This is a genomic window from Sulfurospirillum sp. hDNRA2 (assembly GCF_024206095.2).
Classification (GTDB): Bacteria; Campylobacterota; Campylobacteria; order Campylobacterales; family Sulfurospirillaceae; genus Sulfurospirillum.
The window spans coordinates 738,943-760,960 of sequence record NZ_CP159800.1 but is presented as its reverse complement, the minus strand read 5'-3'; the positions used below and the strand labels follow the sequence as shown (position 1 = coordinate 760,960).

General features: G+C 45.8%; 22 protein-coding genes. 5 read left to right on the top strand and 17 right to left on the bottom strand.

What is annotated here, in order from left to right:
• Window position 1: 1 nt before the first annotated feature.
• Genes NL930_RS03965 through NL930_RS03940 form a run of 6 tightly spaced genes read right to left on the bottom strand, consistent with a single transcriptional unit; the run spans window position 2 to window position 4,617 of the window.
• On the bottom strand, window positions 2-721 hold the full coding sequence (locus tag NL930_RS03965; protein WP_254375748.1) for a Nif3-like dinuclear metal center hexameric protein: 720 nt from the start codon (window positions 719-721) through the stop codon (window positions 2-4).
• The gene (gene glyQ, locus NL930_RS03960) at window positions 721-1,578 is read right to left on the bottom strand and encodes a glycine--tRNA ligase subunit alpha (protein WP_254375747.1); all 858 of its coding nucleotides are present in this window, start codon (window positions 1,576-1,578) and stop codon (window positions 721-723) included. Before glyQ ends, NL930_RS03965 begins: the two co-directional genes overlap by 1 nt.
• 29 nt (window positions 1,579-1,607) lie before the next feature.
• Window positions 1,608-2,099 (bottom strand): DUF3972 domain-containing protein, encoded by a 492-nt coding sequence (locus tag NL930_RS03955; protein ID WP_039673190.1) that lies wholly within the window; start codon window positions 2,097-2,099, stop codon window positions 1,608-1,610.
• Window positions 2,100-2,110: 11 nt separating this feature from the next.
• On the bottom strand, window positions 2,111-2,608 hold the full coding sequence (gene purE / locus NL930_RS03950) for a 5-(carboxyamino)imidazole ribonucleotide mutase (RefSeq protein WP_039673192.1): 498 nt from the start codon (window positions 2,606-2,608) through the stop codon (window positions 2,111-2,113).
• Window positions 2,605-3,876, bottom strand: a complete 1,272-nt coding sequence (locus NL930_RS03945; protein ID WP_254375746.1) for a U32 family peptidase — start codon at window positions 3,874-3,876, stop codon at window positions 2,605-2,607. Before NL930_RS03945 ends, purE begins: the two co-directional genes overlap by 4 nt.
• A complete protein-coding gene (locus tag NL930_RS03940) occupies window positions 3,877-4,617 on the bottom strand; it encodes a chemotaxis protein (protein ID WP_254375745.1) in 741 nt (246 codons plus the stop codon).
• 91 nt (window positions 4,618-4,708) lie between these two features.
• On the opposite strand from NL930_RS03940, the gene NL930_RS03935 reads away from it, so the two are divergent.
• Window positions 4,709-5,488 (top strand): histidinol-phosphatase, encoded by a 780-nt coding sequence (locus NL930_RS03935; RefSeq protein ID WP_254375744.1) that lies wholly within the window; start codon window positions 4,709-4,711, stop codon window positions 5,486-5,488.
• A gap of 71 nt (window positions 5,489-5,559) precedes the next feature.
• The gene (glnA, locus tag NL930_RS03930; RefSeq protein WP_254375743.1) at window positions 5,560-6,990 is read left to right on the top strand and encodes a type I glutamate--ammonia ligase; all 1,431 of its coding nucleotides are present in this window, start codon (window positions 5,560-5,562) and stop codon (window positions 6,988-6,990) included.
• Between the two features lie 548 nt (window positions 6,991-7,538).
• Here glnA and NL930_RS03925 read toward each other — a convergent pair.
• From NL930_RS03925 to NL930_RS03895, 7 genes are all read right to left on the bottom strand, one after another.
• The gene (locus NL930_RS03925; RefSeq protein WP_041963634.1) at window positions 7,539-9,461 is read right to left on the bottom strand and encodes a penicillin-binding protein 1A; all 1,923 of its coding nucleotides are present in this window, start codon (window positions 9,459-9,461) and stop codon (window positions 7,539-7,541) included.
• Complete coding sequence (locus NL930_RS03920; RefSeq protein ID WP_060825511.1) at window positions 9,458-10,153, bottom strand: ATP-binding cassette domain-containing protein; 696 nt, start codon at window positions 10,151-10,153, stop codon at window positions 9,458-9,460. Before NL930_RS03920 ends, NL930_RS03925 begins: the two co-directional genes overlap by 4 nt.
• Entirely contained in the window at window positions 10,150-11,241 is a 1,092-nt protein-coding gene (locus NL930_RS03915; RefSeq protein ID WP_254375742.1) for a pyridoxal phosphate-dependent aminotransferase family protein, read from the bottom strand. The genes NL930_RS03920 and NL930_RS03915 overlap by 4 nt, the downstream gene beginning before the upstream one ends.
• A gap of 2 nt (window positions 11,242-11,243) precedes the next feature.
• Window positions 11,244-11,795, bottom strand: coding sequence for a septum formation inhibitor Maf (maf, locus tag NL930_RS03910; RefSeq protein ID WP_060825509.1), 552 nt, complete (start codon window positions 11,793-11,795; stop codon window positions 11,244-11,246).
• A 1-nt stretch (window position 11,796) separates the two neighbouring features.
• A complete protein-coding gene (locus NL930_RS03905) occupies window positions 11,797-12,294 on the bottom strand; it encodes a hypothetical protein (protein WP_060825508.1) in 498 nt (165 codons plus the stop codon).
• A gap of 3 nt (window positions 12,295-12,297) precedes the next feature.
• Entirely contained in the window at window positions 12,298-14,844 is a 2,547-nt protein-coding gene (alaS, locus tag NL930_RS03900; RefSeq protein ID WP_254375741.1) for an alanine--tRNA ligase, read from the bottom strand.
• 105 nt (window positions 14,845-14,949) lie between these two features.
• Entirely contained in the window at window positions 14,950-16,905 is a 1,956-nt protein-coding gene (locus NL930_RS03895; protein WP_254375740.1) for an exo-beta-1,3-glucanase, read from the bottom strand.
• 205 nt (window positions 16,906-17,110) lie between these two features.
• Here NL930_RS03895 and NL930_RS03890 point away from each other — a divergent pair, with 205 nt between their 5' ends.
• Entirely contained in the window at window positions 17,111-17,671 is a 561-nt protein-coding gene (locus NL930_RS03890; RefSeq protein ID WP_254375739.1) for a hypothetical protein, read from the top strand.
• Between the two features lie 52 nt (window positions 17,672-17,723).
• A complete protein-coding gene (locus NL930_RS03885; RefSeq protein WP_254375738.1) occupies window positions 17,724-17,888 on the top strand; it encodes a hypothetical protein in 165 nt (54 codons plus the stop codon).
• Here NL930_RS03885 and NL930_RS03880 read toward each other — a convergent pair.
• Window positions 17,885-18,370 (bottom strand): DUF1566 domain-containing protein, encoded by a 486-nt coding sequence (locus NL930_RS03880; RefSeq protein WP_254375737.1) that lies wholly within the window; start codon window positions 18,368-18,370, stop codon window positions 17,885-17,887. The genes NL930_RS03885 and NL930_RS03880 overlap by 4 nt on opposite strands.
• A gap of 139 nt (window positions 18,371-18,509) precedes the next feature.
• Here NL930_RS03880 and hemH point away from each other — a divergent pair, with 139 nt between their 5' ends.
• Window positions 18,510-19,460: a ferrochelatase gene (gene hemH / locus NL930_RS03875; RefSeq protein WP_254375736.1), complete on the top strand. Its 951-nt coding sequence runs from the start codon at window positions 18,510-18,512 to the stop codon at window positions 19,458-19,460.
• On the opposite strand, the gene NL930_RS03870 is transcribed toward hemH, so the two are convergent.
• The 3 genes from NL930_RS03870 to flgC are packed head-to-tail and all read right to left on the bottom strand — an operon-like array spanning window position 19,426 to window position 22,017.
• Window positions 19,426-21,207 (bottom strand): penicillin-binding protein 2, encoded by a 1,782-nt coding sequence (locus tag NL930_RS03870; RefSeq protein WP_041963642.1) that lies wholly within the window; start codon window positions 21,205-21,207, stop codon window positions 19,426-19,428. The genes hemH and NL930_RS03870 overlap by 35 nt on opposite strands.
• A gap of 13 nt (window positions 21,208-21,220) precedes the next feature.
• A complete protein-coding gene (gene fliE / locus NL930_RS03865; protein WP_039673222.1) occupies window positions 21,221-21,517 on the bottom strand; it encodes a flagellar hook-basal body complex protein FliE in 297 nt (98 codons plus the stop codon).
• Between the two features lie 5 nt (window positions 21,518-21,522).
• Entirely contained in the window at window positions 21,523-22,017 is a 495-nt protein-coding gene (gene flgC / locus NL930_RS03860) for a flagellar basal body rod protein FlgC (RefSeq protein WP_039673224.1), read from the bottom strand.
• Window position 22,018 lies beyond the last annotated feature (1 nt).

Genomic DNA, 22,018 nt, shown 5'->3' with positions numbered 1-22,018 from the left:
TCTATATGTGTTGGAAGGGGTTTTTAGAATTTGATATTATAGCTTTTAATGGCAAATTTTTCAAATGCTCACTTAAACACGCCCCAAAATACGCTTCACTCTCAAAGTGTCCGATGTCGATTAAACTAAGCCCGTTTTCTTTGGCTTCTAAAGCTTGATGGTATTTTAAATCGCCCGTTAAAAAACAATCGGCCTCGACGGTGCGGATCAAATCTCCGCCCGCACCCGTCGTTAAGGCGCAACGCTTGACATGTTCGCAGGTTTGAACGACGCGTAGATGCTTTATCCCTAAGACGTTTTTAACCTTACATGCCAAAGCTTCAAAACTTTCATCGACGTCGCAATACGCCACGAAATCTTTCGTCAGTGCGATCTCAAAACCCAATTTTCGAGCGACGTACGCGTTGAGATGCGAAAGATCGAAATTGGTGTGCATCGCAATCAACGCAATATTTTTCCGTACGATTGTTTGAATCAAATTTGACGGATAACGCGCAAAATCGAGCTGTTTCAAACCGCTAAAAATGAGTGGATGATGCGTGATGATCAACGAGTGTTCTTCCGCCGCTTCGACCAAAGCGCGATCAACGTCGAGGCTTAAATAGATACGCTCGATGGCAGCGGATCGCGCTCCGATCTGTAAACCGCTGTTGTCCCAAGAAGCTTGCGTCGCAAAGGGGCTTAAGGCGTCTAGAAAGTCGTAAATCTCGCCTAAGCGCATTATCCGACTACTTCTTTGTATTTGAGCGCGCACCCTTTGGCAAGCTCGCGAATTTTTAAAATATAATTTTGACGTTGCGTTACCGAAATCGCTTTTCTGGCATCCAATACGTTAAACGTATGCGACGCCGCCAAACAATAATCGTACGCAGGTAACGGCAAATTTTCGTCCAAACAACGCTTGCATTCGACTTGCGCGTTTTCAAAATGCTCAAAAAGCATTGCAACGTTTGCGACTTCAAAATTATAACGGCTAAACTCGTATTCGCTTTGTTTATGCACGTCGCCGTACGTCGTTACGCCAAATGCGTTTTCGTTCCACACGAGATCGAAAACGGACTCTTTTTCTTGAAGGTACATCGCCAAGCGTTCGACGCCGTAGGTAATTTCAACCGAAACGGGATTGCATGCGATACCGCCGACTTGCTGAAAGTACGTAAATTGCGTCACTTCCATACCGTCTAACCACACTTCCCAGCCTAAGCCCCATGCGCCTAAAGTCGGCGATTCCCAGTTGTCTTCCACGAAACGAATATCGTGTTTTTTAATGTCGAGTCCTAGCATCTCAAGGCTTTTAAGGTAAAGCTCTTGAATATTATCGGGACTCGGTTTGATAAGCACTTGGAACTGATAATAACTTCCCAAACGATTGGGATTTTCACCGTAACGTCCGTCGGTTGGTCTTCGGCTCGGAGCGACATATGCCGTTGCCCACGGTTTTGAACTGAGGCTTCGTAAAAACGTTGCATTGTGAAACGTTCCCGCACCTGCTGGCATATCGTAGGGCTGAACGATCGTACATCCCTCTTGCTGCCAATAGGTTTGGAGGTTTAAAAGCATTTGACTAAAAGTAAGCACGCACAGATCCTTTTTCTTACATGTAAAGATTATTTCGTAGGCGGGGTATAACCCTCGACCGCTTTATTCCACATCATTTTATATTTTCGTTTGGTAAAATCGAGCTCGTCTTTTAAAAATTCGATTTGCTTGCTCAGCGTTTCGATCGTTTTGCGATCTTCGTCGTAAAGTTCCTGCATCGAAAAAAGCGCCTCTTTTAAAAAACGGTTTTCACTTTTGAGTGCATCTAGCGTCTCTTCTTTCGCATCCAAAACTTTTTCGTGCAAGCTTAAAATGGCACCGACGGTTTTTTCGACGAACTCCGAGCTCATCGTCAGGTTTCCGGTATTGCTAAAGCCGTCTTCAACGACGACGCCTTGCGTTGCCGGAATCAAAGCTTGCGCACTTCGACTGATTTCGACGAAACATTGCCCCTCTTCTTCTTTGGACGCAAGTTTCCCCTCGTCTATCAATAAACGAACAGCGGGTATGTCTAAGTTGACCAAACGGCTAAACGCCTCAATTTCTAACCAACTGTTCATTATGCGTCTCCTTACGATAAAATAACTTCAATTCCTGAAGAATCGGTTTCGACTTTTTTGGCTTTTAAAATGCGGTCTTCTTTCAATTTAGCCGCCAACTCTTCATCATCGATCGCGAGAATTTGCATTGCCAAATACGCACTGTTCATCGCACCCGCCGAACCGATCGCTACCGTCCCTACGGGCATACCTCCGGGCATTTGAACCGTACTTAAAAGGGCATCCATCCCTTCCATGACACCGCCTTTCATCGGAACGCCGATAACGGGTTTCGTCGTTAACGAAGCGACGACTCCCGCTAAATGCGCCGCCATTCCCGCCGCGCAAATAAACACTTTCGCCCCCTTAGCTTCCGCATTTTTAACGTAAGCATGGGTACGATCCGGACTTCGGTGCGCCGAAGAAACGATCAATTCGTACATGACGCCGAATTTTTCCAACGTTTTGGCACACTCTTCCATCACGCCGTAATCGCTTTTACTTCCCATTAATATAGAAACGAATTTCACATACTATCCTTTTGTTTTATTCTAAAAAACGTAAATCCCGCCAAAGACGTCGGTAAAACGATCGCATTGACGTTGCCGCTATGAATCTCCTCAAACTGTTTGCCTGAAGGCGTTTGAAGCTTTTTAAACCGAATTTTCCAAAGACCGTTTTCTTCAAAGACCGTCCCGATTTCATTATCGACGGCTTCAACGTGTGCCGATGAGGGCGTAACGATTTCATAGGCTACATGTAACGCCAAAACGTCTTTGCACAAACAGGTTTTGCCCGATTCGTCGACTTGTGCCGCCACCTGATGCGACCCTTCGCTGATCGAATGCGCCAAATTTTGCGTATCGTTTTTTTCGTAAGGACGGTTGACCAAATAACCGTCGCTAAAACCTCTGTTTTTCGTCGTGGCAAGCTCTTTCGCATAGACGTTTGCATCAAAAGCTCCGCGCGCATAATCGTCAATCGCTTGGCGATACGTCTTGGTCGTGATACCTACGTAATAAGCACTCTTCGTACGTCCTTCGATTTTCAACGAATCGATCACGCCCGAATCTAAAATTTCTTTGACATGTGCACTTAAATTGAGGTCTTTTGCATTCATAATATGCGTTCCCTCTTCGTTCTCTTCAACTCTAAAGAGGGTTCCGCTCTCTTCGTTGTGCGCGTAAAGCGTGTAAGGAAAACGGCAATCATTGGCACAACTTCCGCGATTGGAAACGCGACCGCTTTGAACCGAACTAATCAAACAACGCCCGCTATATGCAAAACACATGGAACCGTGAATGAAAACTTCGAGTTCGATATGCGGCAAGTGTTTTTTAATCTGTTCCAAATCTTTGAGACTGACTTCGCGCGCGGCGATAATGCGCTTGACGCCCATATCTGCATACACTTCCGCGTCCAAATAACTTAAAACGTTGGCTTGCGTCGAAAGATGCACGGGAATATGCGGGGCGATCTTTTGCGCAAGTTTGATGACGCCCGGAGCCGCAACGATAAAAGCATCGGGATTCATCGCGCTGACACGTTCGATATGCTTTTCCAAAAGAGGAATCTGCGCATTAAACGGAAACCCGTTAATCGTCGCATGCAAGCGTTTGTTCTTCGCATGCGTATACGCGATGGCCTCTTCGAAACTCTCGTACGTAAACTCTTTACCCGACCTGATACGCAAAGAGAAATGGCTCACTCCCGCGTAAACGGCATCAGCGCCGTATGAGAGCGCTATTTTTAACTTTTCAAAATTTCCGGCAGGAGAAAGCAGTTCGACGTTAGACACCTATTTTTTTCCTAAACTAGCGATCAACGCTTCGATATCTTCGTTGCTAACGACGTCTTCGGTCGTTTCGTCTCCGTGAATATGTACCGCGGAGCTGACCCGTTTGGTATCGTCTTTCGCACCTTCGAAAAGCGCGCTCATATACTTCGAAAGTGCTCGCATAACGTTGATAACGCGTTCAATTTTTTGGCGATGAATGTCTTGATACTGCATAATATCCATCGTCATCATAATTTCGTCTTCCGCCATCTGCGCATTCATCAACATATCTTCAACGCGTACTTTCATTGTTTTATTGTCGTCTAATGCGTTTTGAAATTGTTCGATTTTAGGAAATTTCGTTACTAAAGTCTCAAAAAGAGCGATGTTGCTCTCGATCAATTTAATGACTTCTTTGGCGTTTTCTTCGGCACTCATCATAAAGTTATTGACGGTTTCAAGTTTGTCGAAGACTTGAGTGGCTTTAATCTCGGAATCTTTCGTCACGTCGTCAAGCTGATGCACCATTTTATGATCATCCGTCGGAGGCGGCGGCGGCCAAGACATCGTGGAAGACGGTCGGTATTCGTGCATCAATTTATGATGCGCCAAATCTTCATCGCTTTGTATATCGGGTTCTTGATTTTCTTGCACATTCAATCCTTCGTCCGATTCTTCGTCGAGGGCAACGGGGGAAGGCAACGTTTCGTCGGCATCGTCTAAATCACCCGCCATTAAAGCATCCAGTTCTTCTTGCGTCATAAGCTTTCTCCTAAAGTGACAAATTATGGTCTATTATAGTGAACTTTTTATATAATTTTATTTAAGACACCAAAAGCACGGAGAACGCACGATGATCATCGACCTACACAACCATACGCCCTTATGCCACCATGCGAAAGGAAGTATGCAATCCTTCGTCGAACAAGCCATTACCCGAAAAATAGACGTTTTCGGATTTTCGGATCATGCCCCGATGCGCTTTGACGAAGCCTATCGTATGGACTTTGGCGAGATGCAAGGGTATGAACAAGAAGTGCTTTTGCTTCGTGAAAAACACCGCAACGCTATCAAAATTTTACTGGCGTACGAAGTCGATTTTTTAGACGGTTATATCGATGAAAGCGTTTTAAAGCGCGATGTCGATTACTTCATCGGTTCGGTACATTTTTTAGGCAAATGGGGATTTGACAATCCTGAATTTATCGGAGAGTACACGCATCACGATATCGACGTGATTTGGCAACGTTATTTCGACGCGATCGAAGCATTAGCACAAAGCCGCTTGTTTGAAGTCGTAGGACATCTCGATCTGATCAAAATTTTCAACTACCTCCCTAAAAAAGATATTCGGAGCATTGCCCAAAAGGCGATTAAAGCCATTAAAAAAGCCGATATGGTCGTCGAAATCAATGCCGCAGGATTACGCAAACCCGTCAAAGAGCAGTATCCCGGAGATGCCCTGATGGAATTACTGGCACAAAGCGATATTCCGATTACGTTCGGTTCCGACGCACACGCAATCGATCAAATCGGTTTTTGCCAAGAAGAAATTCGTCAAGTCGCCAAACAATACGGGTATAAAAAATGTGCACTATTTGAAAAGAGAGAGCGGGAAATGGTTAATTTTTAAGCACTCTTTTCGGCTTTATTTTCAGCTCATTCTGATAAAATTACTGAAATTTAAATTCTAGGAGTTACACCATGGGTAAATTCGTTAACAGTGTTGAAGAATTTTTCAAATACTGTGCTGACAATGAAGTTGAATTCGTCGATTTTCGTTTCACGGACATGAAAGGAACATGGCATCACCTTACGTATACGATGGAAGCCATCAGTGCAGATTCTTTTACAAACGGTATTCCTTTTGACGGTTCTTCTATCGAAGCATGGCAACCGATTAATAAATCCGACATGTTATTGAAACCGGAAGCCGAAACTGCATTTTTAGATCCTTTTACGGCAGATTCGACCGTTGTCGTTTTTTGCGACGTTTTTGATATTTACAAAGGCGAATTATACGAAAAATGCCCAAGAAGCATCGCTAAAAAAACATTGAAATACCTTGCCGAAACAGGCTTAGGCGACGTCGCTTATTTTGGTCCTGAAAACGAATTTTTCGTATTCGACGACGTTAAAATCAGAGACGATATCAACTGCTCATACTATGAAGTCGACTCCGAAGAAGGTACATGGAATAGCGCAAAAAGTTATACCGACGGTTACAACACGGGTCATCGTCCCGGCACCAAAGGCGGTTACTTTCCGGTTCAACCGATCGACACGATGGTTGATTTACGCGCCGAAATGGTACAAACCCTTAAACAAATCGGTCTTGAAGTCTTCGTTCTTCATCACGAGGTAGCACAAGCACAAGGCGAAATCGGTGTTAAATTCGGCTCACTCATCGAAGCGGCTGATAACGTTCAAAAATACAAATACGTTGTTAAAATGGTAGCGCACCTTAACGGTAAAACAGCTACGTTTATGCCTAAACCACTTTACGGCGACAACGGTAACGGTATGCACGTTCACCAATCTATCTGGAAAGACGGCAAAAACATGTTCTACAAAGCGGGCGAATACGCGAACCTTAGCGATATGGCACGCTGGTATATCGGTGGTGTCTTGAAACACGCACGAAGCGTTGCGGCGTTTACAAACCCATCAACCAACTCTTACAAACGTTTGATCCCCGGATTTGAAGCACCATCCATCCTTACGTACTCTATGCAAAACCGTTCTGCTTCATGCCGTATCCCTTACGGAGCTGGCGAGAAATCAGTTCGTGTTGAGATGCGTTTCCCAGACTCAACTTCATGCCCATACCTTGCATTTGCTTCTATGCTTCTTGCAGGAATTGACGGTATCAAAACAAAAACTGAGCCTGTTGGTCCAATGGATGAAGACTTGTTTGAACTTTCACTTGATGAAATTAGAGAAAAAGGTATCAACCAAATGCCTCATACCCTAAGAGGTTCTCTTGAAGCGTTGATTCGCGACAATGACTATCTTAAACCGGTTATGACTCCCGAGTTTTTAGATACGTATCAACACTACAAATTCGAAACGCAAGTTTGGCCGGACGAAGCAAGACCTACGGCGTTTGAATTTAAAACCGTATTTTCGTGCTAGTCTAAGCCCTAACACGCCTCAAGGGAAGCGCGACTCGCAAGAGTCGCCTTCCCTTTTTTATTTTACACGCTTTTCGGGCAAAGCCCGCAAAGCTACGTTGCGACTGCGCACTAAAGCTTGACTCTTCGAGTCAGAATCTAATCGGTTAAAACATGTACTTTTTACGTTTTACACGCTTTTCGGGCAAAGCCCGCAAAGCTACGTTGCGACTGCGCACTAAAGCTTGACTCTTCGAGTCAGAATCTAATCGGTTAAAACATGTACTTTTTACGTTTTACACGCTTTTCGGGCAAAGCCCGCAAAGCTACGTTGTGACTGCGCACTAAAGCTTGACTCTTCGAGTCAGAATCTAATCGGTTAACATGTACTTTTTATGTTTTACACGCTTTTCGGGCAAAGCCCGCAAAGCTACGTTGCGACTGCGCACTAAAGCTTGACTTCGAGTCACAGAATCCAATCCAACATGTAGAAAAGATTGTAACCTATTTTTACCGGTAAAGGCGTTGAGACCGATATTCTTAAAGATGTTATCGGTGCATGAACGCTTGTTAGAACATCAAGCCGCCTTCGTCTTGTTGTTGTTTAATCGTCACTTTCGGAAAAGGCGATTTTTCGGTAAAGTATTCGATAACGCCGTTAATTTTGCGTGAACCGACGCCTTCTGGCATTTTAAATTCTCTCGTCGTTTCAGGGTACATCTCAAGGTATTTACCCATAAAATATTTAAATGCCGGAGCTGCCGCACGACCGCCCGTTTCGCCTTTTTTCAGCGGCGTGTTGTTATCGTTGCCGTACCATGTGATGATTTCGATGTCCGGAGAAAACCCGCAAAACCATGTATCTACGTTGCTGTTCGTCGTACCGGTTTTTCCGGCGATTTCAATGCCCGCAACTTGCGCATTTCTTCCGGTACCGCGCTTAACGACTTCACGCATCATATCGATCATCAAAAAGCTTTGCTCCGGAGTCGTTACCGTCGTAGACTTCGTCTCGTAAACCTTTTCGACGCCGTCACGGTTGATGACTTTTTTGACCAAAAGCGGCTCCGTTTTAACCCCGTAATTCGGAAACATTGAATAAAAACTGCTGAATTCCAAAGGTGAAATACCGAAACTTCCGAGGGCTAAAGTCAAGTCCATCGAAAGGCTTTTAAATCCGTCTTTTTTCAACTCTTTATAAACGCTATCGAGTCCCAAGATCGAGAGTAGATTGATCGTCGCAAGGTTGCGCGAATGCACCAACGCTTCTTTAAGCGTAATCAAGCCCTCAAAATCGTTTTCATAATTTTTCGGTTTCCACTCTTCGTCCGTTTCGCTGTTGACGAACGTACGCGAAATATCGGGAATTTCGGAAAGCGGCGAATACCCCCAATCCAATGCTTTTTGATAAATAAACGGTTTAAAACTCGAACCGGGTTGGCGTTTACTTTGGGTGGCACGGTTAAAACTGCTTTTGGCATAATCGATACCGCCGACCAAAGCCAACACGTTACCCGAACCGTTTTCCATAACCACCATCGCACCGTTGAGTTCGGAGAGATTCATATCTTTCGCGCGCGATGCCATACCGTTATAACCGACTTTTAACGCTTCTTGTGCCAAATGCTGGAGCTTCAAATCCACGGTCGTATAGATCTGATAACCGCCTTTTTTCAAATCGTCATATTCGCTTCCGACCGCTTTTACGACCTCATCGACGACGTAAGGAGCGCGATTACGCGTTAAGGTTTCGTCATATACGACGGGATGCTCTAACGTAGCTTTGGTGTATTCTGCTTCGCTGATCCAACCGAGCGTATACATACGATTGACGACTTGATTGGCACGGCTCAAAGAGAGGTCCATATGACGCGTCGGATCGTACGAACTCGGAGCTTTCGGAAGCCCGACCAAAATCGCGATCTCTTTGATGCTCAAAGCATCGAGGTTTTTTTTGAAATACCCGAGTGCCGCTGTTTTAATACCGTAATAGCCGTGTCCGAAATACACATGATTAAAATAGCGTTCTAAAATCTCTTCTTTACTAAGCTCCGCTTCGACGATGTAAGCTAAAACCGCTTCGTTCAGTTTGCGCGAAAGCGTTTTTTGACGTGTTAAAACGGTATTTTTAATCAATTGTTGCGTCACCGTACTAGCCCCCTCGACCATCTTCATCGCTTGAAGGTCTTTGACGAGTGCTCTGAAAATCGCTTCGAGATTAATACCGCTGTGCTCGAAAAACGACGTATCTTCGGTTGCGACCAAAGCTTCGATCACCCGCGCGGGAATCTCTTTGTACTCGACGAACAAACGGTTTTCTTCATCAAATAAATTGGCTATCAATTCGCCGTTACGATCGTAAATCTGCGTGGTTAGTTTCGGACTGTAATGAATAATTTTATCGGCATCGAAACGAATTTGCGCGTAGAGAAAAAGTACGGCTAAAATGCCGGCAAACATAATCATAAAAATCGTCGTTAAAATAAATTTCACGTTCTAAAACTCCTTTGTTTAAATCCGGAAGCAAATAAGGCTTGCGTATAGGCTTCTTTCGGAGACGAAAAAATGTCCGAACCGCGCCCTTGCTCGATCAATCGTCCGTTTTGTAAAATACCGACTTCGTCGCACACGTTGCGAATGGTTTCGATATCGTGCGTGACAAAAAGCATATCAAAACCGTAAACGTTTTGCAACCGCCGTATCAAGCGCAATACGGTCTCTTTGCTCTCTTCGTCCAACGCCGTCGTCGGTTCGTCTAAAAGCAAGAGTTTCGGCTCCAAAGAAAGTGCCATCGCAATACAAATACGTTGCAATTGCCCGCCGCTGAGTTCGGAAGGAAAGCGATTGGCTAAAGCAGGATCCAGTTCGACCATTTCTAAATAGGCGTTTGTTTTGGCTTCGTCCCGAAGAAATTGCCGCCCTATTTTGGTTAAGGGAGAGAGTGCCGTAAACGGGTTTTGAGGAACAAATGCGACCGTATGACCGCGAACGAGTTCATACGAAGCGTGATACTCCAACGTCACGTCCAAAGCCTGAGGCAACATCCCCAAAAGTGCTTTGAGCGTCAAACTTTTTCCACTGCCGCTTTGCCCGATCAGAGCAAACGAGCGTTCAAACGAAAACGCCGTGTCGACAAGAACGTGTTCTTGATGGCGGATCGTTAAACGCTGACATGTAAAGCTCAAGCATGCGCCTTTTCGATCAACAAACAAAGCGTTTCCAAATCTTCGATAGACTCCGCTAGTCGCGGAATAATCCGCAAAATAGGCGCGGGAACGGTCGGCGGTCGAATCGCACCGACCGTAAATCCTGCTTCCAAAAGACTCTTTTGCAAGGCTAAAGTTTGTGCGTTATCTTCCATCGCATACGAGCCGATCAGTCCGGGCATCGTGATCTGGAGGCGTTTTTGCATCAGCGTTTGGCGCACGTTAATCGCCTCTTTTAAGCTGTGTGCGTGTTTCATCACGTATAAAAAACCTTGGTATCCCAGCGCAATGTCGAAAAGCGAAGGAGCCGTCGTGTAAATAATCGCCTTGGCGCGGTTATTTAAAAACTCGGCAATATGCGCGCTGCATAAGATATACGCTCCGTAACTGCCTAACGCTTTTCCGAGCGTGCCCATTTTGATATGATTGGCTTGGGGCGTAATGCCGAATAAGTCGAAAACGCCGCGAAGATGGTCTCCCACGACGCCCACACTGTGCGCTTCATCGACGATCAATAAGGCGTTGTAGCGATCGGCAATCTCGAAAATCGCACGGTTTAGTAGATCTCCGCTCATGGAGTAAATGCCCTCAACCGCGATAATCACGCGATTATGAGGACGAGAGTTGATGAGGCTTTCCAAATGATCGGCGTCGTTGTGTCGAAACGTCAAGACTTCCGCATCCACCGTTTTGGACGCCACCATACCGCTGGCATGATACTCTTCGTCCAAAATCAACAGGTCTTTTTTACGCGGTAACGCTTCTATCAACGAAAAATTGGCTAAAAAACCGCTTCCGCATACCAACGCCGTTTCAAATCCGTTTTGACGCGCGACCAATGTTTCAAATTCTTCATGAATCGGGTGATAGCCGTTGACCAAAATCGATGCTTTGGGTGCATGCGTTTTGTACATCGAAACGTGTGCAACCGCACGTTCAAAGAGCGTTTTATTCTCGGCAAGTCCCAAATAGTCGTTGGAGCTAAAATCGTGAATGCCTTCATCGTATACCGTTTTGGTTCGGTATCGGTTGGCTTTGCGGATGGCTTGAAGTTCGTGTTCGTACATCGTTAGGATAAAAACGGTAGCAGTCTTTCGACGCTTAAGCCCATGGCGGTACTTTCCAGTCCCGTGACCTCTTGAATGTAAGATTTACAAAAGCCTTCGACCATGCATGCCCCTGCTTTGCCGACCCACGCGTCGGTGTTTAAATAGGCTTCCAAATCCGCTTTTTCAAACGGTGCAAAACGATAATTCGTTGACGCAAGGTCGATCAACTCGCACGTTTTGGATTTATAAATCATACATGTGATAATACTAACCGTATTCCCGCTTTGAAGCTCTAAAATGCGTTTGGCGTCCGCTCGATCTTTGGCTTTTCGTAAAATCTGGCGGTTTGCCGTAACAACCGTATCGGCGCATAAAACGGGCATATCTAATGCGTAAGTGTCAAGATAACTTTGCATCTTTCCTTTCGTGGCGTGATACACGAAATGTGCCGGATCGTCGATGCATAATTGTTCTTCGTCAAATCCCGTATCCCTTTGCACGAAAGGAACGCAAAATCGACTCAAAAGTTCCGCTCGGGTTATCGAAGAAGAGCCTAGTACGATGGTTTGCATCTTAATAACCCCTCAAAATCACGCCGAAATAGACTGAAATCAATGCTAATAAAAGATTGAGCGGGATCAAATAGCGCACCATCAAGATGACGTTTTCTTCCGTCTCGATGTAATTTTCTTCGTCAAAACCTTTTTTGGCTTTCAGATATTTGAAGTACATGTAAATAAAATTGAAAGTAATAAACGTCCACAACGCCTCTTTCGTATGCACCATAATGTTACTCATCGGATGACCGTTTTTAAACCCTAATCCGATATGCATAAACACGGACGTACCGGCGATAATCAACATCACCGGAACCAGAAAAACGATATACCGACGTAGCATATTGATGCAACTGGTAAATTTAATCTTTACATCGGGAATGTCCACTTCGACCGGTTGAATCACAAAGCGCATCACAAACATACTGCCGATAAGAATAGCGGCACTGATGATATGCAAAAAGACGATGATTCGACTAAAATCGCTGAAGATTTCCGTAATCAGATCCCGCATCGTTTATCCTTGAAGTCCCGCCTTGGCATACGCAAGGGCGGCTTGTTTTGCCTCTTCGATCTTAGAAGCGTCTTTCCCGCCCGCTTGTGCGAAATCGTCTCTTCCTCCGCCTCCGCCGCCGACGATCGGAGCAATCGCTTTAATCCATGCACCCGCTTTAATCGGCGCGTTTTTAACGCCCGCGGCGATCATCACTTTGTCGTCTTTTTCTTGAAGCAATAAAACCGCAACCGCGTCTCTTTCGTTTTTTAAATCGTCGATTCGCGCTTTGATGTCACCCGCGCTTAAAACATCGACGATCACTTCGACGCCGTTCATCTGCAAGGATTCGACGGCTTTTCCTGCCTGTGCGTTGAGCGATTCTACTTCGGATTTTAATGTTTTGAGCTCTTCTTTCAGACGGTTAATACCGATCAACGGCTCTTTATGTTTCACGCTCTCTTTAATCGCTTCAAGCTCGCTTCGCATGTTTTGCGCGTACGCCAACGCCGCACCGCCGCACACGGCTTCGATACGTCGCACGCCGGCACTCACGCCGCTCTCTTTTAAGATGAAAAAGCTTCCGATATGGGCCGTATTGCGTACGTGCGTTCCGCCGCAAAGCTCGACGCTGGCGTCGCCGAAACTGACGACGCGCACTTCGTTACCGTATTTTTCGCCGAACAACGCCATCGCACCGCTTTTTTTCGCTTCATCGACGTTCATCAATCGCGTAATGCCCTCGACGCCGCTTGCAACGACGGCATTGACGAAAGCTTCGATCTGAGTCAACTCTTCGCTATTAAGTGCTTTAGGATGGGAAAAGTCGAAACGAAGTCGGTCTTTTTCGACCAAACTGCCCGCTTGACTGACATGTTCGCCCAAAACCTTGCGAAGCGCGCTGTGAAGCAAGTGTGTCGCACTGTGGTGTTTTTCGATCTCCAAGCGTGACGTATCGACGATTAAGTTCACCGTATCGCCGACATGTAAAGGTTTTTCAAGTTCGACCAACGAAAGGTTCAAATCAAAAAATTTCTTCGTATCGAGCACTTTTCCGTAGCCTTCTACGATTCCTTCATCACCGCTTTGTCCGCCGCTCATCGCGTAAAACGGTGTTTGATCAAACATCACCCAACCGTTTTCGTCCAAGCTTTGAACCTCTTTGAAGTTCTCATCCAACAAGGCCAATATCTTACCCGTTGCCCTCTGGTGCGTGTAACCGACGAACGCGTTGTGTCCGAATTTTTCCAAGAGCGGTTTAAAATCGCCCTGCGTCGCTTTATCGCCGCTGCCTTTCCAAGAAGCTTTTGAACGCGCTTTTTGTTCTGCCATCAAGTGCTCAAACTCCGCTTCGTTAACGCTAAGTCCTTTTTCTCTGAGCATATCCGCCGTCAAATCTAAAGGAAACCCGTAAGTGTCGTACAGTTTAAACGCCACTTCGCCGCTAAACGTCTCTTTGGTGTTGGGAAGCTCTTTTTCAAACAATTCAAGCCCTGAAGCAATCGTCGTGAAAAAGCTCTCTTCTTCGTTTTTGATCTGTTCGGCAATCGTCTCTTTTTTCTCCGTCAAATAAGGATACTGCTGCGCCATCAAATCACACAAGGTATCGAGCAAGCGGTACATAAACGGCTCGCGAAGTCCTAAAAGGTATCCGTGTCGTACCGCACGGCGTAAAATTCGACGTAAAACGTATCCGCGACCTACACGACCGAACGTCGTTCCTTGCGCTAACAAAAAGGAGACCGCGCGAATATGATCGGCGATGACGCGATAGCTCGCCCCGCTAGCATACGCGTAAGGTTTACCGCACAGTGTCGCAACGTGATTGAGAAGCGGCATAAAAAGCGATGAGTCGTAGTTGCTAAACACACCCTCTTTGACCGCCGTAACACGCTCTAGCCCCATTCCCGTATCGATCGAAGGTTTGGGAAGTTTGTGTAAAACGCCCGCTTTATCGCGCTCGTACTGCATAAAAACCAGATTCCAAATCTCTAAAAAGCGATCGCCGTCGCCGCCCATATAATCTTCGGGCGTGTTAAAATGCTCTGCGCCTTGGTCGATGAAGATTTCACTGCACGGACCACACGGTCCCGTATCGCCCATTTGCCAAAAGTTGTCTTTATCGCCAAAGCGCATAATGCGAGAGGCGTCGATGTGTTTTTTCCAAATCGCTTCGGCTTCGTCGTCGCTTTCATGTACGGTCACCCACAGTTTTTCTTTGGGAAGTTTTAACACTTCGGTGACGAACTCCCACGCATGAGAGATAGCGTCTTCTTTAAAATAATCGCCGAACGAAAAGTTTCCGAGCATCTCGAAAAAAGTATGATGGCGCGCGGTGTAGCCGACGTTATCAAGGTCGTTATGTTTACCCCCGGCTCGAATACACGTCTGACAACTCGTCGCGCGCGGCGGGTTAGGACGAGGAACTTCGCCCGTGAAAATACTCTTAAAAGGAACCATACCGGCATTGGTAAACAGCAGCGTCGCATCATCGGGAACGAGAGGCGAACTCTCGACGATCTGATGCCCTTTTTGCTCGAAAAACTTTAGAAACTCGGCTCTTACATCCATACTTTTTTCCCTATTTCATGATTCAAAATTGATCTATTTTAACGAAAAAACCTAAAGGCTATTATTAAATGCCCTAAAATACTCCGTTGAAGGGAGCTTTTAACGTTATAACGTACATTTTTCGCCCAAACGGTATCCGACGACCCACCAACCCAAAACGACCAGAATCGCGCCTAAAAATCCGTTAAACGTTAGCAAACCAAACAGTCCCATCACCATCGCGAGCACGCCTAAAAGATAACTGCCCGAGAGCACGGCAAACAGGGCAACGACGCTACCGGAAAGTCCGACGTAATTGAGGTAAATGATCTTGCCTAACCAAACTTTGAGCTGACATGTCAAAAGTAAAGGATTGCTCGCGCATACGTCGATCCATTTTTCGTTCACGTAAATTCCCTCTTTGAGCGCAAAAATTGCCAATGCCGCAACGAGCAAAAACGAGAACGTTCGGACTATGCCGCACATTTTAGACACGGAAAGCCATAAAGTCGAGCCTAAAACGACCATCATAACCACCCAATTGAGCGCAAAATCGTTGCGTGCGCTTTCGTGTAAAAGCACCGCCAATGCGGCGATAAAAAGTGCCAAACCCGTCACTTTTTCTAAAAGCCCGTTCAACGCTTTGCGATCGGTCGTCACATACGCGATCGCGTAAAATGCCGTAATGATGCCGAGCGTTCCGATCTCGAAATTCAAGTAGCGTCCGTCAAACGCCATCGAAAGTGCCATGACAAGAGCAACGCCGCTGCTGAGCGTATGCAACAGATCATGCGCAAAAAAGCTTTTTTGAAACGGCTCGCTAAGCGTTACGACCGACATCAAACGGCTCATACGTGCCGGAAAAACCATCTCTTCGGTCATCACGTAGCGTACGATTTTGAGCCATAAGATCAACGCAAGCCCCAAACACAAAATCGCCCAAACGACCTCAAGGGTATTTCTCGAAACCATCCAATACTGATACGCTTGCCACACAAGCGCTACCGATCCGCCCCACAAACTTACAAACCAATACGCCGCTTTTTTACATGCGCACGTCTGGATACGCACCAGCCAAATCAACCCGAGCAAGCTTAAAGCAAAGCTTCCCGCAAACATCCATTGTGCGTACGGATAATTGCTCACAAATCCGTGCAAGATATGTTTATCCGCCCTATCTGCGTCAAAAAGTCCCCAATAACCACCGACCGCACCCTCACTCACGCGTTTCCACGGTTGGTCAAACGCCTCGATAAAGTTGTATTTCCATCCGCCTTCTTGCGCCATTTTCACAAAACCGCGCGTAAAAATCGCTTGATTTTCCGCACTCGGGTAAGCACCTTCGCGCATGCGCCCGAAACTCGGCCAGCCCGTCTCACCGATGACGATCTCTTTGTCGGGGATTTTTTGCATCATCGCTTCGCGAATCGCTTTGACATGTAAGAGTGCTTTATCGACGCTAATAGGCTTATCTTCCCAATACGGCAAGATATGTATCGTCACGCGATCGACCGCGGGTGCGACTTCGGGATGTTTGTTCCAAAACTCCCATACGTCGGCATACGTGATCGTCATATCGGGCAACGCCTCTTTGACGCTTTGAATATACGCGACCAACTGAGACGCACTCACGTCGCGGCGCAATAACGCTTCATTGCCGACGACGACGGTCTCGACAATGTCTTTGTTCTCTTGCGCAAGCGCGATCACGGTTTCGATCTCTTTTTTCGTCAACGTTGCATCACTGCTGACCCATGCACCCAACCAAAGTTTCAGCCCGTGCTTGCGGGCAATTTCGGGTAACGCCTCCAACCCGACGCTCGAATACGTTCGAATACACCCCGTAATCGTCGCCAAATGCGCCAAATCTTTGTCCATCTGTTCGAGCGAAGGCTTAAACCCGTTTGGAATATCAAACGGCGAATCGTCTTTCCCGAAGGGTGCGTAAGAGAGGCATTGGAGCTTGACGTCCTCGGGAAGCGTTACAAGAGAATCGGAAGGTTTTGCCGCCCAAAACCAAAAAAGCCCGAGACTGACAAACATGACCAAATAAAAAAGCGTGATTTTAAGCGTATGCTTCATAAAACAATACTCCCTACTAAAATGGCGCGATTATACAGAAATTGGGTTTAAGGGTTGACATGTAGATCAATTTTAAGAGTATTTGTTCGAATCTTTATACAGCGTTTTTATTATTACATTATTTCAAAAGTACCTTACTCTGCCGCTTCACACTTCGCGGAATAGTTCTTGTATAAGCCTTTTTATCACACAAAAAGGAAACATCATGTCGATCGTAGCGTATATTAAAGAGAACAATCTTGCGTGGCAGCCCTCTTTTAGCGGAGAATTGGGGCAAGGACTGGTCGGTTACCGAGGTGCTTTAATTATCGAAGCGGGGAAACAGCTCTCCGCCGATAGAGTTTTGCCGCCGAAAATTCAAGCGAAACAAGTTTTGGTCGTAGCCGACGATGCGAGTATTAAATTTTTTGCATGCGAACTTGAAAGTATTGTGCATTTTGAGCCTTTTTTCGAAAAGTACAAAGCATTTTTTACACCCGCAACTTTGGTCGTTCTCTACGTCACCGACTTGGATAAAAACGGTACGTTTACGTATGAGGGCATTACTTTCAATGCCTATTCGCTTGCGGAAAGCTCCGTTTGGAACGAGCTTTTAGACCTCTCCAACTTAGAGAAAGGTGAACTCAAAAAAATGGACAATGCCGAGAAAATCGAAGCACTTTACGAAGCGCTTTTAGGCGTCGATTGCACTGCTACGGCGATGAGTTTTGAAGAGGTGTTAAGCCACAAAGGCGAGAGCTCCAAAAAAATTATGGGTGCGGTTTAACCATCCTGCCTTATTTCATGCTACACTTTGACATGTCAAAAAAAGGCGTAGCATGAAAATCAAAAAACTCTGTTCTCTGAAAAAAGACGACGTAAAAGCGTATGCCAACAAGATCGTCAAGATCGTCTCAAAACCCAAGTTTATCTGCGAAAAATGCGCGCGTGTGGCAAAAGATGAAAAGCATTTGTGCCACGGCGTGCCCCTTAAAAAGCTCTAACGTACCAACCGCACGGCACCCACAAAGCCTTTGGTGTGCGCATCAATACCTCCGTTTAACAAATCGATCGTGTAAAAAAGTGTCGGTATGACCTCATCGCCTTCAAGGTAGACGGACGCCGTGAGGTAGTTTGCCCCCTCGCCCGTCATATCGACCACCTTGCCGAAAATCTTTGTGTTGATCACGGGATTTTGACAGCGAGCATCGACTAGGGTCAGCAGTTCATCGACCGTTGGTAAACGCCATTTTTCGCCAAGCGAGCGTACTTTTTCATCAACGTCCACGCGCCGCATCAGCTCGACCTCACCCACACATCCTCTGTTTTTCTGCCACGTTTGCCCAAGGACACAGCGTTTCCAAATGAGTCCTGTTTTTGTGTCGCGCACTTCGTCCGCGGTGGCGATCAAAGTATTTGCGGGAAAGGAACATTCTGCCGCTACGTTTAGCGCGCAACCAAGGAAAGTTGCTATATATTTTTTCATCGATTTGTCCTCTCTCTTTTAAAACACTCTTTCAAAACATACCACAGCACCGCTTAATCGTTTCAGCACTTTTGACATGTAAAGCACTCTTTAGCATCTTACATGTACAATAGAGATTATCTTACGCAAAGGTTTTTCCATGAAAAAAGCACTGGTACTTCTCAATATGGGAGGTCCGAACAATCTTGATGAAGTCAAACTCTTTTTATCTAACATGTTCAACGATGCCAACATTATCACCGTCAAAAGTGCTCTCTTACGCCGTTTGATCGCGTTTATGATCACGACTTCGCGCACCAAAACGGCACAAGCCAACTACGCCAAACTGGGCGGCAAATCGCCTTTGGTCGGGTACACCAAACAACTGGTTTCAAAACTGCAAAGTGCCCTTCCTTCTTTACATGTAAGCTTTGCGATGCGCTATACGCCGCCTTTTTGCGATGAAGCGATCCGTGAGCTTCAAGCACAAGGAATAGAAGAAGTCATCTTGTTGCCGCTGTATCCGCACTACTCGACCACGACGACCAAGTCTTCGGTAGAGGATTTTACGAAAACGGCGAAAACGTTGGGATTGCACGCCAAAATACGCGTGATAGAGCGTTTTTTTGAAAATGAAAGCTACAACCGCCTTTTACTCAAAAAGATCAAAGAAGCACTTGCCGAAAACGACCCGACACGAATGGAGCTGATCTTCTCGGCACACTCTTTGCCGCAAAAAATCATCATTAACGGCGATCCGTATGAGAAAGAGATTATCTTACATGTCAAAGCGATGGAGACACTTTTGGAAGCAGAAAACTTGCATTTTAAAGCGGTGCATCTAGCGTATCAGTCCAAACTAGGACCGGTTAAATGGCTAGAGCCCTCTTTGGAAGACAAACTCAAAACACTAGAGAACAAAAACGCACTTATCGTTCCCATTTCGTTTACGATCGACAATTCCGAAACGGAATTTGAACTGAGCATGGAGTATGCACATCTTGCGCAGGAATTAGGATTTGAGCGATACCTTGTGGCAAAGTGCCCCAACGACGACGATGATTTCGTTGCAGCGATTAGTTGCTGGGTACAAGATCGCTTGAAGGGGTAAGGTAGCCGTTTTCGACAAGCTTTTCGACCACTTCTTTAAAAACGGGAACCGCACTTTGCGCCGCAAAATACGCTTGTCGTTTTTTGGCTTCGCGAACTAAGACGCCGATCGTGTAGCGATTTTTTTTATCGTTGGCAAAGCCGAAAAACGAGCCGTTATAACTTCGAACGTACTCTCCGTCCTCCGCGATATGTGCCGTACCGGTTTTACCGCCGATTTCGAGTCCTTCGATTTTGGCACCCGTTCCCGTACCTTGTTGAACGACTTTAATTAAAATCTTCTGCATTCGTTTTGCCACCGAAACGGGGATAATTTGATTTTCGGGGCTTTTTTCGGGAAACAGTTCTTGCCCGATAGGCGAAACTAACTTTTTAACCAACATCGGCGTTAAAATACGTCCGTTGTTATTGAAAACGTTGTACGCGCGAATCACTTGCATAAAAGTCGCGTTCATACCGTATCCGTATCCGACCGTAGCTTTGTAAATCGGAGAATTGAAGCGGTTAATCGTAGGAATAATGCCCGGATTTTCAAAAGGCAAATCCACGCCGCTTCGCACCGAAAACCCAAAATCTTTGAGTCCTTGGTAAAACTCCATTGCATCGAGTTTTTGAGCGATTTGCGCCGTTCCGACGTTACTCGAATAGACGATAATATCTTCGGCGGTCAGTTTGTCCGCCTTGTGCGTATCTTTAATGACTTTCGTACCGAGTTTGTAACTTCCGCCGTACACGTTCACGATATCGTAGGGATTGACTTTATTTGCTTTGAGCAATAGCGCAAACGTAATGCTTTTCAAAACCGAACCGGGTTCGTAAATATACTCGATCGCCGATACGTTTAATGAACCGTAATCTTTTTTCTCGATCAGATCGGGATTGAAACGATTGCTCGACGCCAACGCGACGAATTCGGCCGTGTCGCTGTTTAAAATACCAACGATAATCTCTTTGGCTTCTAAGTTTTTTTGATATTGATCCAAAACGCTTTCGATAATTTTTTGCATTTTTAACGAGATCGTCAGATGCACGTCGTAACCGTCAAAGCGACGCGAAGAGACGCTATTTCCGTCCAAAATAACCGTATTGGCGATATCGCGAAAACCGTAGACCAACGAGTCTTGTACCGAAGAGAGCTTGTCTTCATAGTAGCGCTCGATGCCCTTAACGCCGGTCGTTTTCGTAATGTTTTTTTGCTCGACTTTACGTACGTAACCGACAATCGGCGTCAGTGAATCCACCGCCGGATAAAGTCTGTCTTCACCGCTTTCGACCACACTCAGTCCGTGCAAAAACGCTACGCCCGTTTTGGGGTCTTCATAACTTCTAAAAACACCGAGTTTATAGAGCTTTCGTGAAAGTTCTTGAAGGTATTTGGCCGTTTTAGAATCAATGCGATACGATAACACCGTACTGCCGGAATTGGAACCAAGCGTCGCAGCGACCGCTTTAGGATCGTCACCGCTGTAAAGCGAATACAAACGCACGAAAAGGTCTAGTTTTTTAGGATCGATATTGCGCGTGTCGACGATGGCTTTGTAGAGTTGTTGGCTCGTCGCGATTTTAAAACCGTCCGCACTCACGATATTGCCGCGCAACGCATGGTTGACTTCACTGTGTTCCAAACGAGGCAATCGTCGTTCGATGGTAGCCCAATAAAAGAGGGTTCCCAAAAAGATCATAAACCCTAAAAGAACGACGACGAATAAGAAGAGAATTTTAATTTTTTTAGTATCTGAGGGTTCCATGCAAAGGCAAAAGTTAAATTTGAGTTTTAGAGATCTCTTTATAAGCACTAAGGGCTTTATTGCGAATCTCTAGCATTAGTTTCATACTTGTTTCGGCTTTATTGATAGCAATAGCGGCTTGATGCAAATCTTTGACTTCACCGGTTGCGATATCTGCCATAGCACGATCGCCTTTGACCTGCGAATCGTTAATTTCGGCAATCGATTGTTCTAAAATCTTTGAAAAATCGTCACCGCTTTTAACATCACTTTTGTCACCGGTTGAGAGCAAGGTATTGAGTGATGAAAGTTTATCAATGCTACTAGGCATTTAGCTTATCCTTTTAAAAGATCTATCGCATTTTGAGCGATGGATTTAGCACTTTGAAACGCCGAAACGTTGGCTTGATACGCACGGGTCGCTTCGATGAGATTGGACATCTCGATGACGGGATTGATATTCGGATATGCCACGTATCCCTCTTCGTTGGCGTCCGGATGCGTCGGGTCGTATTTGTAGCGGAACTCGCTCTCGTCGCGTACCACCTTATCCACGGCAACACTCATTATAGCAGGATTGGCATTCTCTTGCAAGAACGGATCGTCTAAGGGATTTTCATAACTTAAGAGGTTATTTTGGCTCGCCAGTTTGTCATTGAGCGTTTGATTGAAATCCGTCGCTTTAAAGACGACGTCGCGACGTTGGTAAGGACCGCCCTCGCTTGTTCGCGTAGTATTGGCGTTGGCGATATTGGAGCTGATCACTTCCATACGGAAGCGTTGCGCGGAAAGTCCGTAGCTGCTAATATCGAAACTGCTCAAGTATGCCATA